Source organism: Legionella norrlandica (genome assembly GCF_000770585.1).
GTDB classification, from domain to species: Bacteria; Pseudomonadota; Gammaproteobacteria; order Legionellales; family Legionellaceae; genus Legionella; species Legionella norrlandica.
This window is the reverse complement of the sequence record NZ_JNCF01000067.1, coordinates 1-14,388: the sequence shown is the minus strand read 5'-3', so window position 1 is coordinate 14,388 and position 14,388 is coordinate 1. Positions and strand designations below refer to the sequence as shown.

Below are 14,388 nucleotides of genomic sequence, written 5' to 3'. Positions count from 1 at the left end.
CCAAGATAAACAGGGGCAGATCCTAGACCACTGGGAAGCCCATTTTGACCTCACGCCATTAAAAAAAGCATTACAGCATTATGTGGAGGAGTATAATAATAACCCAAATAAATCTGGGGCTGATTGGGAAATGCTTGATAAAATCTGGATAGAAGAAGTCGGGCGCGCCCAGCGGGAAGTCCCTGCGCATATTGCCCAAGAATACTGTCATCCTGAACGCTCTTTTCGGGACATAATTGAGGATAACGCTTTGCTGGATGTATCTAATCCGAATAACCTAAAACGTGCGCTCACATTTTATACCTGGGGAACGAATAGTAGTGATTTGTGGTTTTCCCCCGGATCTTTCTCGGTAGATTCTGGACTGGGTTTTTCATTTGCGATATTGCGCGAAGGCTGGGGGGCGGCGGCGTGGTGTACTGGCGTGTGCGATGAGCCTGGCGATGATTTGACGGCCATATCGGTCATTGATGAAGAGAGAACTCGTGACCTCGAGCAGTCGCTAGATAATCTAAGCCAGCCGCTAATCGTCCAGTCGCCTCTGTCACCACAACGCGTTTAATCAAATAACAGCCCCCATGGCGATCTCTGCTATGTGGCTGTCAGCGCCAGGAGGCCTTAATCTGCTTATTTAGCGGGGAATATTTTGCTTTCCTTGGCGTTCCTGAAAAAGTTGCTCCAATTCTAGTCTTTGCTCATCCGGAAGATTTAAATGCTCAAATTTTTTGAAGGGGACAAATTCAAGAGCATTATCGATGACGTATTTCCATCTTGCAAAATCCTCTTCACTCATGCGCATATTGATTGCACCGAAAAAAGCAGTATCTGGGTATTTATCAAGAGGGTCAGATTTTAATACTTCACTCTAAATGCACAAGTACCAAAACCACTGCCAGGCCTATGGTTTGGGGCAATAATGATATCTATGAACTTTAGTTCAATGCCAGCCTAAGCCTGTCGCGAGCGCGCAAAAAAGGACAATAATCCATGCTGGAACACGCCAAAATTGCAATAAAAGGAAAGCAGTCATTGCTAACAAATAATCATTCAACGAAAAAATCGCACTGATCCAAACAGGTTGGTAAAATGCGGTTAATAACAAACCTACCACTGATGCGTTTATTCCCAGCATAGCTCTTTGCATGGAAGGATGTTGACGCAGATTTGCCCATAAAGGTAAGGCTCCAATAATCAATAAAAACGAAGGTAAAAAAATAGCAACCAAGGCAATGCCCGCACCAAGCCATCCATTTGGAGAATTTGTCGATACAGCGCCAAGAAAAGCGGCGAAAGTAAAAAGAGGGCCAGGTAATGCTTGTGCCACGCCATATCCTGCAAGAAAAAGAGAATTATCGACCCAACCATTTGGAACAACCTTAGCTTGTAATAGAGGTAAAACTACATGTCCTCCACCAAAGACCAAAGAACCGGCGCGATAAAAAGCATCGAATAATTGCAAAGGATAATTTGCAATGTAAAAAGACAAAAGCGGTAATAGAGTGAGCAAAATAAAAAAAGTAAGCAACACAATAATCCCCGTACGTCTACTGAGATGAATGTTCGGCTCACTGGTAGGGAGTGATTTTTCGGGCGAAAGAAAAAACAAACCAAAAAGACCGCCAAGCATTATCATCGCTATTTGTCCACTGGCATAAGGGATAATGCTTGAACCGATACAAGCCAATAGTGCAAGACTTGCTCTTGTTTTGTCAGGACATAAAGAAACGCTCATGCCCCAAAGTGCTTGAGCAACAACCGCTACAGCAACTACTTTCAATCCATGAATCCAGAGAGGATTATCATGGATACCTATCTTGATAAGAGCAAGGCCAAATATCACCATTAGCAAAGCAGAGGGTAAAGTAAATCCAAGCCAGGCAGCGATTGCACCACGAACCCCTCCTTTTGACAGTCCAAGTGCAATACCCACTTGACTACTCGCTGGCCCTGGCAAAAATTGGCATAATGCGACCAAATCAGTATAGGCATGGTTGCTCAGCCATTTTAAACGATCCACAAACTCCTCACGAAAATAGCCAAGATGCGCTATGGGGCCTCCAAAACTGATGCATCCCAGTTTAAGAAAAATTAGGAAAATTTCCCTTATAGTTACTCGTTCCTTTTTATACCTTTTGTCACTCAATGGCTTCTCCATAAGCACAGAGGCTTATCTCTCTTATTATATAGTGGATTGCTGTTCAGAATAATTTAATCCCGAGAGACAAAGTTTATAATAAAAATATCATTAAAATATGAAATTGCATCAGAAACCAATATCTCCTCCCTTCNTNCTACTCCATACAATGATAATTTTAAAAGGATCGTAGTTGTTTTTCACGACACTAATAGAAAAGGAACCTAAAAGATGGAGTTGCAAAGATTGCATTGGGATTTGATAAAAACGGAAGACTCTTCCAACATAGCCTCATTTTAATAAGGCCAATTGATATTTTCCAATTTGGTGAAAATCAAGGTCTTGGCCGGTGTATATAGCGGAGTTATCATGGGTGAACAACGTTTGAGGAGGTAGGTAACGAGCCATTTGTGAAGCTCAGGGTGGGATGAGAGATTGACCAAGGCATGCGTACTCATATCTATATGACATAATCTATTATTTTACAACCCATTGTTTAATGGCATTGGGTGGGAGATACTAGAAAATAAAATAATAAAAAGAAGGGATTAATTTATGGCTCATAATCTGATGAAACGCACTCTCTTAGTGATAATTCCCTCACTTCTAGTGGGTTGTTCCTATAAGGCCAAGTTAACTCCTGAAGGAGAAAAAGTAACCATTCTTCAGTCGGGTCAGATCTCAAAAGACTGTACTTTTTTAGGGGGAGTCAGAGCTTATGATCGCAATGGCATGAGCCAATCCTATCAATCACACGAACATTTGATCAAGGATGAACGGAATATCCTAAGAAATGAAGCGGCGTTATTAGGTGCTAATACGGTTTTGGTGAGTCAACATCAGCAAACTTATGAAGGCAATCCCAAAAATGATTTCGTGGCAGACCATTGGATGGTAGGTCGAGCCTACCGATGCAAGATAAAACAATAGATAGACCTCTTTGAGCCATTGTTTATGGAATATCATCGTGCTTGGCGGTTTTCTTATAGGGTCGTTCTTCTGTTGCTGTATGCCTCTTTGGCAACAGCGGGGAAGGCATGGACTCTTCAGGAAATAACTCAAATGGCTTTTGCAAACAACAAGGATTTAAAAGCCGCTCGTTATAATGTGGCTATTGCCAAGGCCCGTTTGCTACAAGCTGGCCTTTGGCCCAATCCAAGTCTCAACCTTTCCAACAACGACGATCGCTTATTTAATGATGAAGGGGAATATTCACGAAGTGCTGGGTTTAATCAAGCATTTCCTATTTCTGGGCGTATTGCAAAGCAAAAGACAGTGGCGAACTTAGATGTATTGAAAGCCATGGCAGAAATCAGGGAAGCAGAGCGCCAATTAAGCGCCAAAGTAGCAAATGCATTTTATGCCGCGATGATTACTGAGCGTCGCACGCAACAGGTGAATTACTTATTACGGATAAACCAAGAGCTCGTTGATGTGATTCATAACCGTTATCACGCGGCTGAAATTTCAAAGCTGGACGAGAATGCCGCACGCATTGAGTATTTGCGTATCGGGCAAGAAAAGCACCTGTTGCATAGTCTTCGCATTAGCCAATATGCCCTACTGAATCAATTGATGGGGCGAGAAGCCAATTCACCCTTATCCCTTAAGATGGATTTTATCGCTGAGAGAACGCTCCTTAAATTACCCCGTTTAAAAGCCCTAGCGCTTAAAAATCGTCCGGACCGTCAATCCATCGTATTATCGATTGAACGCGCCAATGCCGATCGCCGTTTGGCCAAATCCGAGCGTTTTGCTGATTGGACGGTAGGGCTTGGGGTACAACAAGATAAAATTGTGGTCGAAGAGGGCCCACCTCAACCTGCCGATAGGACTTTGGGTGTGACTCTTTCCGTGCCTCTTCCTCTTTTCAATCGTAATCAGGGGCGAATTTTAGAAGCAAGTCACACAGGGACTCAGGCAATAATGGCCTTGCGTGCTTTGAATTTAAGTATTGAGACGGAAGTAACCAGTAACTATGGGCAATTAAAAGCGCTGCAAATGAGTCTTAGGGAAACGCAACAGGTTTCTCTGAAATTAGCCGTTGAGAATGTCACACTGGCTCGTGACTCTTATGAGAATGGACAAATTTCTTTTTTGAATGTGCTGCAAGTACAAAAACAACAAAATGATTTACAAACGACTTATCTCAACACGTTAGAAAAGTATTTGCAAGTGTATGTGGCTTTATGTACAGCTATTGGTCCTGGTAAAACCAATGGGTTTTGCCCTTATTTAGCGTATCAAAGGAATGGGGATAGTAAATGAGATGGTGTCAGCGAATGAGAAGGATGGCATTAATTAGTCTGTTTCTTAGTCTACTCTTTCCTATTCAATGGTGCTTTGCCCATGGAGAAGAAATTGAAGTGAGTGAGGGAGGAGCTAAAGGCCCAGTTCATTTAACACCAGCACAAACTAAAATGCTTGACATCAAGGTGGTGGAAGCAACCAATCGTCCTATGGCACAAATACTGGGTTTGAATGGCCAAGTTCAATTGTTACCTGATGCGCAAGCGGATGTGAGCATTCGGATTAGCGGAAGTGTGACGGCCATTGATGTGAATTTAGGAGATAATGTCAAGGCAGGACAACGCTTAGCCACAGTGCAATCAAGATTAGTGGGTAATCCTCCACCGAGTGTTGCGGTCACGGCACCCATTGCGGGCATCATTGATGCCAGGAACATTAACTTAGGTCAAGCCGTTGAACCGAACACCGTTCTTTTTCACATCAGCAATCGCGACAAACTGTTAGTCATCGCTCAAGTGTATGAAGAAGATTTAGATAAGATTAAGGTAGGGCAAGAAGTGAATATTCATGCCCTAAGTTACCCCAAGCGAACTTTTCCAGGCCAAGTGACTTTAATTGAACCCAATCTTGATCCATTAACTCGTACCGTGAATGTGCGCATCACCTTGGATAATGAAGAGAAACTCCTAAAGCCCGGAATGTTTGTACGCGCCAACGTCATTTTAGCGCATAATGAAGCAGCACTTGCCGTACCCAATGCGGCCGTGTTGCAGGCAGATAACGAGTCGTTTGTTTTTGTGCAAAATAAGGATATTTATGATCGCGTCGTTGTTCAAATGGGTGCCGTGGATGATGAGTATTCAGAAATTAAAGACGGGCTAGTTCCTGGCGACCTTGTTGTGACGCAAGGACAACGTGAACTTTATACTTTGTGGTTGAGTGGGAGTAGTAAGCCTCATTCAGACCAAGAGGAGCCCCACTAAATGTTTACGCACTTAATTGCCTGGTCGTTACATAATCGTCCCTTGATTTTGGCCTTAACGATTATTCTTTGTTTGCTGGGTGGTTATACCTTAAAACAAATGCCAGTGGATGTATTTCCCGAATTTGCCCCACCGCAAGTGGTGGTGCAAACGCAAGCGCCTGGCATGGCCACGCAGGATGTGGAAACATTAATTACCTATCCTTTGGAAAGTGCGATTAATGGCACACCAGGGGTAGTTAGTGTGCGCTCTAAAACGTCTGTGGGGCTGTCCACCATCACAGTGGTGTTTGACGACCAAACTGACATCTATCGTAATCGCCAGTTAGTTAATGAACGCATTCAACAAGTCGTCAATCGCCTCCCTCCTGGCGTTGAGTCACCCATTATGTTACCGGTTACGTCTGCCGTGGGATGGTTGGTCAAATACGCGTTGGTTAGCCGCACAGAAAGTCCTGAAACGTTGCGCACCATTTCGGATTGGACGGTTCGCCCCAGGATTCTGGCATTAGGTGGTGTGGCTTCTGTAGTCTCCCTGGGTGGTGAGGTCAAGCAATACCAGGTGCGCCTCATTCCTGAGCGTATGCTTGCTTATCGAATCTCGGTGGAAGATGTGCGACAAGCGCTGACTTCGGCGAATCAAAACGTACCTGGTGCCTTTGTTCACCAGGCAGGAACCGAATTCGTTGTGAGTACCGTTGGGCGCATTAAGACGCTTGAAGACATCGAAAAAACATTGATTGTGGTTCGTAATGGGGTGCCTATTACCGTGAATAATGTGGCAAACGTTGCTTTTGGTGGTGAAATTAAGCGAGGTGATGGAGCCTATAATATCCAAAATGCGGTGATTGGGACAATTTCTAAAGCGTATGGGGCTGATACGGTCACAACCACAGCGAAAGTTGAAAAAGCACTTGCGGAAATTAAAAAGTCCTTGCCTCACGATGTGACTTTAATGACCAATGTGTTTCGCCAAGCCAGCTTTATTGAATCTGCCATTCGCAATTTAACTCGAGCTTTGCTTGAAGGGGCTGTGATTGTTATTGCGGTTCTTTTTGTTTTTTTGATGAATTGGCGTGCTTCGTTTATTACGTTCCTTTCGATGCCCGTTTCGTTCGTAGTGGGTATTTTAGTGCTTCATTATTTTGGTATTGGCATCAATTCTATGACCTTAGGTGGTATGGCCATTGCCATTGGAGAAGTAGTCGATGACGGCATCATTACGGTGGAAAACGTGGTGCACCGCTTACGGATTAATCGCCAAGAAGCTCATCCTTTACCCACCATGCAAGTGGTTTTTGATGCGGTGCTTGAAATTCGAAGTTCAGTGGTTTATGCCACGATTATCATTAGTTTGGTGTTTTTACCCATCTTCTTTTTATCAGGGATTGCTGAGCATATTTTTAGTCCCTTAGCCATTGCCTACATTGCCTCGGTATTAGGTTCTCTCGTAGTCTCCATCACTATGGTTCCTGCTTTGTGTTACTGGTTACTGGTGCGTGGTCAAGAAAAACAACAAGATGTTGAAGTGACTCTGCACGCTTTATCGAATAAGGAACGGCATTATGCCGTGGAAAGGGAGGGTCATCATCCGGCGGAGTCCGAAACTCGCTTTGTCTTGTGGCTTAAAAAGCATTTTTTAACAGCACTCCAATGGTCTATTGCCCACTGTAAAACGGTTCTTGCGTTTGCTTTATCGGCTGTTGTTTTTGCACTGGCCTTACTTCCTTTTTTTGGCACGTCTTTCTTACCGGAGTTTCATGAAGGCAACTTTATTGTCGTGATGAGTACCTTGCCGGGAACCTCCCTTAATGAATCCATGCGTTTAGGCCAACAAGTACAAAAAGCATTGCTTCGCTACCCGCAAGTGATTTCCATTGCGCAGCGGGCAGGGCGCAGTGAGCTCGATGAAGATGCGCTACCACCCAACATCAGTGAATTTGATGTGCGTCTTAATTTTGATAAAGACAAGTCCATGAGGCCCGATGAATTGCTGCGTCGCATCCGTGCGGATTTGGCGAATATTCCTGGAGCCGTATTTAACGTGGGGCAATTCATTGCTCATCGTATGGATGAAGTGCTTTCTGGGGTCCGAGCACAAGTGGCCGTTAAGATTTTTGGGGATAATTTATCCACACTCAATGAACTAGGGCAATCGATGGAGATCCTGTTAAAATCAGTACCAGGGGTGGTGGATGTGAATAAGGAGCAACAGATTAAAGTCCCTCAATTGGTGATTCAACTCGATCGCGAAAAAGCAGCGCGCTATGGTGTTAATGTGGGGCAGATTTCAGAGGACGTGCAGGTGCTTCTGAATGGTGTGAGTGTTTCCAGCGTTTTAGAGGGGCAACGCACGTTTGATTTGCATCTTCGGATGGATAAACCAGGGCGTGACAGCGTCAAGGACATTCAAAACATGCTGATTGATGCTCATGGGGTGGGGGAAGGCAGCAATGCGCAAATCCCGTTGCGAGCTGTGGCTGAGATTGAATTGGAGCCGCAACCTTTTGCAATTAATCGTGAGAACGTGCAACGGTTGTTAGTGATTTCTTTTAATGTGCAGGGGCGGGATTTAGGCAGCGTGATTGCCGAAGTGCAACAGGAAGTGCAGAAAAAAATCAAACTGCCCACCGGTTATTTTATTCAATACGGCGGCCAATTTGAAAGCCAGCAACAAGCCTCCAGAGTGATTTTGGTTTTTAGTGGCTTGGTGATTTTTGTGATGCTGATGTTGCTGCATAAAGCGTTTGGGACGTTTCGAGAGGCTTTATTGGTGATGTTTAATTTGCCTTTAGCACTCATTGGTGGGGTCATTTCATTGTTTGTGATGAGTGGCGAGATGAGTGTCGCCGCCATGATTGGGTTTATTACTCTGTTTGGAATTGCGGCGAGAAATGGCATTATTTTGGTGAGCCACTACAATCAATTACGATTGCAGGGAAAAACTCGGGAACAGGTGGTCATTGATGGTACCATGGACCGCTTGGTGCCCGTATTGATGACGGCTGCCACAGCGGCACTTGGCTTGATTCCTTTGTTGTGGGGTTCGCCTGCCGGAAAGGAACTCGAACGCCCTTTGGCCCAAGTGCTTTTGGGTGGGTTATTGACTTCTACGGTGCTCAATATGTTGGTGGTACCTACGGTGTATAACGCCATTGAAGTATGGCGAAAAAAACGAGTGCAATTCAATGAAACGCAACAAGCAGAAACAACATGAAGTACTTTACTTTGAAACAAAAGAACCACTTCTGGTTGGGGTTTATAGCCAGTGTTTTGATGGTTTTCGGGAGCTCCCAGGTTTTTGCTAACCCAACTGAATCTATTCCTAAAACCATCCCATCCATTTGGGAAGCAATAGACAAGCACTCTGCATCCATTGATCAAATATTAGGCGGGGATGATTTAACGTCCATACATGAGCATGCGTTTGCCATTCGTGATTTAGCCAATGCATTACCTGCATTAAGCAAGGATTTATCAGAGGAGCAGAAAAAAACACTGCAACAAAATCTAAGCTATGTTGGTCAATTGGCGACTCGTCTTGATAAAACAGGAGATGCCAATGATAAAAATGATTGATCTGGTCAATCAAGCGTTAATTGAAGCCCTGAATTACACTGTGTTAGGACGGGTTATGCTCGAAATGCTACCTAATTATTATCAGGTAATTAATTTAAAGCTATGCACTCGCGCTGTAGTTCCTCACGAAGTTCTTCTTTAGTTGGTAATAATGTAAGTATTTCCTCAGGTGATAAACACAGAACATGTATTGTTAGCTTTTGTCTACTATATTTAAAATAAGTTAAATATTAAATCATCTTGATACCAATATGAACCAATTTATCAAAGAGGAAGAAAAATGGCGTTTGTATATTGATAGGGATCGCCAATACCAAGGAAAAAATGCATTTGAAAATGAACCTGGGTATATGAAAGCCATGCTCGAGGCTCATGACTATATGCTCACAACATTAGAACAACGATTAACGCCACAATATATCAAAACACTCAGAGCTAAAGCAATCAATAAAGTGGGTGCGTTAGTAAGTAACGTCACTGAATTTAGAGACAAGGATAGTACTGCTTTTTTTGGAATTACTAAAAATACTTCATCTATCGGAGGAATCAAAGAATTTATTTTGAATCAATACATTGAACCCAAACACACTTACAACCTTGAGGAATGTCTCAAAAATAATTATATAATCAGAGGATTGTATCCTGGAAAAGGGACGGTATCTCCCAGAGGGGATGTTTTTAATTCTTGGGCGCAAGACAGATATAGAGGCTATAAAATTACGCCTAAAGATATTGAAACACTTCCCGAAGAAGAACGAAAAATATATGAAGATGCATCGCAGAATATTATAGGTCTTGAAAACATCTACGAGTTTGCTTCAAAGCAAACTATTATGGATTACATTAAAACGAAGATTTTTCTTAATAAGATTATTAAGAACAATTTATTTGATGATTTATGTAAATCTATTTATGCATTCCCTATGGGGGTAATAGGTTTCAGCTTTGTTGCGGATACCTTATCTTTAGAAGAAATCGAATCTCGCGTTCAGGCAATTATTAATGAATATTACAAAGAAATTAGTGCTGCTGCTACTTCAGATGAAAAATTAATTGCAATCGTTAAGTTAGTACAAGGCCTAGAGCAACTACACCCCTTTGAAGATGCTAATTGTCGTACTTTTTGTATGTTGCTTTTAAACAGAGAATTAATAGCTAACCATCTTGAGCCCACAATGGTTCGAGATCCAAATTTTTTTGATTTGAAAAGTCAAAGTGAATTAGTTACCCTCATTAAAGAAGGACAACAACATCTGAAACAATATCAGCCCGACAATCAACAACCTATTCAATCAGTTTCAGAATTAGAATCAACAAAACAGATCTATTATAAAGTAGGAATCGAACCGATTGAAGAAGAGCCACAAAGTTTGAATAAACCATTACCAGATAATGATCTTCAAAAAGAAATTAAAAAACCTGAAGAACAACAATCAGCTTTATCACAGCTAGAATCAAGAACAAACTATGATGATCTCCGAGAAAACATTCGTCAAGAATGTAAGCAATTGCTGGAACAACTTGAAAATACAGCTTGGGGACCTAATGATCATTATTTGAATGAATTTATAGTTGAAAAGAACGATATGTTAATGAAAGACCAAGAGCTTTACAGCAATTACGTAAAGCTCAATCAAGAAATTAAAGCAGCCTTAGATGCTATGCGCTCCCCAGAGATGAATGCAGTAAAAAAAGAAGTCGATCGATTAGAGAAAAAAACGCAAAATTTCTTTAGTCAAGGGAATAAAAGAAATGCCAATTTAATTAAGCAGGCCGTTTTTGAGGTGCCTTTGTTGGAGCGAAACCAAGTTTTTAGCAATCAGCAAAATCAGAACGTTCAAAAAGTTCGAGAAGCATTGGCATCTGAAGTATATAAGGGTAGGGATAAAGTGGTCACTTCATTTCTGAATGTCCAGCAATCGATAGAAACCCAAATTAAGATAGAAAGTCAAATTGAAAATCCCCCCTCAGAGTCATTGAAAATGAAATAGATAAGTGAGCCTGTCAATTTGAGTGTGGGAAGAGGCATAATCAGCCAGTTGTTTTTTTTATGTTTTAGATCCAATGGTTCCTCCATAGACACTAGGGGGGGTATCCCATTTTGCTAGCTCTGATTTGTTTATTTTATTTGATTTTCTTGGATCAAATTCTACTACTTTATCTAAATTAACAAACAGCAAGTTATTTTTATCATAGCAGGCCTGCAAAGTGGACATTATTTGATTAAGTGCTTTTTGTCCTTTTTCCAAGCTACTCCTTACACAATTGAATTCACCTAAGTTAGGGTCATAAAGCATATAACCAAGAATAGCACTGCCTTTATCCTTTACTACTCTAACTGCAATGGAGTGTCCAATTCCATTACCGTGTAAGTTAATACCCACAATATTCATTTTTTGAGAAGTCACTAGCTCATCTATCAATTCATGGATAGGTTTTTTGGGGGGCATAGGCTCAGAACCTAAAGGAAGTATATCGTTTTCATACCCCTTGTTTTGATCATTAATATAATTTGCTTCATATTCCGTATGATAGTTTTTTATTTTTGCCTGGTAATTTTTTGCACTTAAAATTTCTTTTGATCCTTCATTAAAAAACCGGGCATGATTATATTTTTTTTCTAATTTGGAAATATACCCTTCTTTTTTAATGAGAGAGCTATCATCGCTGGCCTTATTCGTATTGTTATTTATTCTCTTTACGTGATATCTAGCATAGTCAACACATAACCCAGCACAAGTTCCTGTTTCATTTAATGAGTCGGGACCGAACTTTTTATTAAAAAATTCAATGAGGTTTTTTTGTTCAAACAAGTCGCCTGGTCCAAGGGTAGTTGTCTCGGGGTATGCTGATTTCATTTTCTTAGTCAGATCGTCATTGTTTCTAAAGGCAATCAATTGTAAGTTTTCATCGAACTGACAATTCTCAACTACAGCATTTTTTATATTACTCCCCACGATGCGACAATCCCCTGATAGGCGCGATTTTGATATGTTTAAGCGATCACATTTTAATCCACCAGTAATACATAAATCACTTAGTGTGGCATTCGTTAGATTTATTTCCTGGCATGATATATTTTTAAAATTGACATTTTTGAGAGACATGCCATCAAAATCTAATGATATCTTATCTGATTGGATTTTAGAGACAGTAATATTACTCAAATGAGGGGAGTAAAGGTTTTCAGCGAGCAAATCTTTTATTTTTATAATGCCGCCAGTTTGGCTGAGTTCATCTATTCTTAACTTTAATATTTTATTAAATTCACTATTTGTTAAATGAGATCTCGTAATCGTTGAAGATTCAGCATTAGCGCTTGAAGATTTAGTTTTTTGTGGAAAAGTGCGTGAATCTGTTTGTTCGTTTTCAGAAATAGATTTTATTTTGGGCATAAAGGTCGATAAAAATTTTTCAATGAAATTGGAAGTAATTCTTTTTTTCATGGAAGTTCTCTGAAAGATGCCCAGTCTCACTATAAGTATAGGCGATAGAAATCAGGGAACTGCTTTTTCACAATAATAATAAAAAGTGAGTTGGACCATAGCCCACGAATAAGTACTCATCCTTCATTAGAGCTCCTGCATAACCTGTAGATTTTGAATTAGTGCAAGGCGGAGGGGAGTTACATGAGGTAAATGAGCACCAAAGAAATGCTTGTAACGAAGCAATAATACAAAAGATGCAGGTTATGCGAGAGCTCTATTATTACTCGTTATTCATTTGATCTGATTCGAGGTAGCATTATGAGAGTCTTCATCGCATAAGCCATCGTCAGATAAATAGCTATTGTTATTATTGCTCTGCATGAGAGAATGGCTTTTAAATAAACTAATGCGAGGACTAACTGGGATAGGTTTTGGCGGTTCGCTATTTGATCTGCTTAGCCGTTGACTCTCATTAAGCAAGGTCGCCATTATTTTTTTTTGGTTGACTGGATCACTCACTAAATAATTATCGATAATATCAGCAAGTTTTATAAGAGAAGCTTGCCTCTCTTTAAGAATTTTAAGAATGTAACCTCCAATATCGGTTTGCTCTTGAGAAAAATTAATGCGTTTTCCAAATGATTCTATGGCGGTTTTATTGAAGCAAATGCTGACGTCGTTCCAAGCTGAGAATACTACTTTAGTTAAGTCAATAGTTGCTACTCTTCTTAATTCCTGTGAGAAAGAATGACAAAAAATGCGTTCTTTGGGGTGCTCATGTTTGAGATAATTTTTCTCAAAACCAAAGCGGTTACTAATAGATTGAAAGGCAGATACTTCAGGTGTAAAGTATTTAAATGAAGCGCCAAAATCTATCCTAACCAAACGTTTCTTGCCTTTTTCAGTGGCTACGCCAATATTTCCAGAATGAAGAGAAAAATCACCAATGAGCAAAGAGCTAACAATTATCTGCTCATAGCCACTATATATATATTGACCCTCATCGTTTTTTTTGGCTAATTCACTTGCTGTGAAGCTTTCTTTTCTTGATAGCGTTTGCAGGTTTTCTCGGATGCTTGAACGTCTTTTATTGCCCCATGATTTATAAAGATCTTCATAATTTTTAAAAAACTTAGAACCGATAAAGGGATTATTATTTTTTGAAATCGCTGCCATCACATTATTAGTTAAAAAGACCTCAGCGCCAAATTCAGGAGCTGTGACTTCAAAAAGCCGAGAAGCAATAAATTCAGCAATATCATTGGCTGGTTTTATGTTATCCCGCTTAATAAGAAATGTATTACAAGAAGTTTTAAATATTCCGCCTGCAGGATCAGGGGAATGTATGCCGCCTACTTTAGGACCGAAATACTGGCCAAAGCCAGGAAATTCACCAGCCATAATTAATTCCTTTTGAGTTTATAGTTTGATAAGACTTCTTTCCATACGCTACTGACATGGAGAATTGTTTTGCCGATACAATACTCGAATTCTCAAATGCCGAATATGACCGTTTGCAAATATAACAGGGTCAAGGCTTTTTTCAGAATAAGGGATTATTGTATATGAACAGGAATTTTTTTCCAAAAAAATAAAATAAGAAGAAGGAGAGATTCGATCTTATTATATGAATTACAATTTGATAAATATATCCAACTTGGATTGATCCACATTGGTATGCTGGATGTTAATATTATCAGTTGACTGAAATCTCTAGAAATGAAAATACAGATGAACTATCTTTAACTTTATAGAGTCATTGGAAGGAAAACATGAGTTTTGAGGCAATAAGAACAAGGAGATTTTGGCATCAGAATATAATTACAGCCTTTTTTTTTACAATAGGTGGGTTTGCAAGCCATATCTGGTCTATTCCAAATACAATGGTGACCCCCCTTTGGCTTCCCTCAGGTATAGCTTTGGCTATGGTACTCCGGTATGGGAATGATGTCTTTCTCGGAATAGTTATTGCTCAGGTAATAGTTAACATAACTACCTGGCAAAACTGGGGTGCA

Annotated in this window: 10 protein-coding genes and 3 pseudogenes; 9 read left to right on the top strand and 4 right to left on the bottom strand. The window is 40.6% G+C overall.

Going from position 1 to position 14,388, the window contains the following annotated elements:
- Positions 1-562 (top strand): annotated as a pseudogene (locus tag OK13_RS14620) (SidC); the annotation flags it as partial.
- 69 nt (positions 563-631) lie between these two features.
- Here OK13_RS14620 and OK13_RS14615 read toward each other — a convergent pair.
- A complete protein-coding gene (locus tag OK13_RS14615) occupies positions 632-799 on the bottom strand; it encodes a hypothetical protein (protein WP_160264751.1) in 168 nt (55 codons plus the stop codon).
- Positions 800-937: 138 nt separating this feature from the next.
- Positions 938-2,143 carry a chromate efflux transporter gene (chrA, locus tag OK13_RS11860; RefSeq protein WP_420911429.1) on the bottom strand — a complete coding sequence of 402 codons (1,206 nt, stop codon included), beginning with the start codon at positions 2,141-2,143 and terminating at the stop codon, positions 938-940.
- A gap of 546 nt (positions 2,144-2,689) precedes the next feature.
- On the opposite strand from chrA, the gene OK13_RS11855 reads away from it, so the two are divergent.
- The 7 genes and pseudogenes from OK13_RS11855 to OK13_RS11830 all read left to right on the top strand — a co-directional run bounded on the left by OK13_RS11855 (position 2,690) and on the right by OK13_RS11830 (position 10,936).
- The gene (locus OK13_RS11855; protein WP_035891025.1) at positions 2,690-3,064 is read left to right on the top strand and encodes a DUF4156 domain-containing protein; all 375 of its coding nucleotides are present in this window, start codon (positions 2,690-2,692) and stop codon (positions 3,062-3,064) included.
- 24 nt (positions 3,065-3,088) lie between these two features.
- Positions 3,089-4,402: a TolC family protein gene (locus OK13_RS11850; RefSeq protein WP_035891023.1), complete on the top strand. Its 1,314-nt coding sequence runs from the start codon at positions 3,089-3,091 to the stop codon at positions 4,400-4,402.
- The gene (locus tag OK13_RS11845; protein WP_035891021.1) at positions 4,399-5,367 is read left to right on the top strand and encodes an efflux RND transporter periplasmic adaptor subunit; all 969 of its coding nucleotides are present in this window, start codon (positions 4,399-4,401) and stop codon (positions 5,365-5,367) included. Before OK13_RS11850 ends, OK13_RS11845 begins: the two co-directional genes overlap by 4 nt.
- Positions 5,368-8,583, top strand: a complete 3,216-nt coding sequence (locus OK13_RS11840) for an efflux RND transporter permease subunit (RefSeq protein ID WP_035891020.1) — start codon at positions 5,368-5,370, stop codon at positions 8,581-8,583.
- Positions 8,580-8,936: pseudogene (locus OK13_RS11835) on the top strand (transporter); the annotation flags it as partial. The gene OK13_RS11840 and the pseudogene OK13_RS11835, both read left to right, overlap by 4 nt.
- Positions 8,929-9,087 carry a hypothetical protein gene (locus OK13_RS14610; RefSeq protein ID WP_160264750.1) on the top strand — a complete coding sequence of 53 codons (159 nt, stop codon included), beginning with the start codon at positions 8,929-8,931 and terminating at the stop codon, positions 9,085-9,087. The pseudogene OK13_RS11835 and the gene OK13_RS14610, both read left to right, overlap by 8 nt.
- Before the next feature lie 109 nt (positions 9,088-9,196).
- A complete protein-coding gene (locus tag OK13_RS11830) occupies positions 9,197-10,936 on the top strand; it encodes a Fic family protein (RefSeq protein WP_035891017.1) in 1,740 nt (579 codons plus the stop codon).
- 57 nt (positions 10,937-10,993) lie between these two features.
- On the opposite strand, the gene OK13_RS11825 is transcribed toward OK13_RS11830, so the two are convergent.
- The gene (locus tag OK13_RS11825; protein WP_035891015.1) at positions 10,994-12,391 is read right to left on the bottom strand and encodes a hypothetical protein; all 1,398 of its coding nucleotides are present in this window, start codon (positions 12,389-12,391) and stop codon (positions 10,994-10,996) included.
- Between the two features lie 273 nt (positions 12,392-12,664).
- Positions 12,665-13,774 carry a hypothetical protein gene (locus OK13_RS11820; RefSeq protein ID WP_035891013.1) on the bottom strand — a complete coding sequence of 370 codons (1,110 nt, stop codon included), beginning with the start codon at positions 13,772-13,774 and terminating at the stop codon, positions 12,665-12,667.
- Positions 13,775-14,145: 371 nt separating this feature from the next.
- Between OK13_RS11820 and OK13_RS14875 the strand changes: the two are divergent.
- Positions 14,146-14,388 (top strand): annotated as a pseudogene (locus OK13_RS14875) (histidine kinase); the annotation flags it as partial.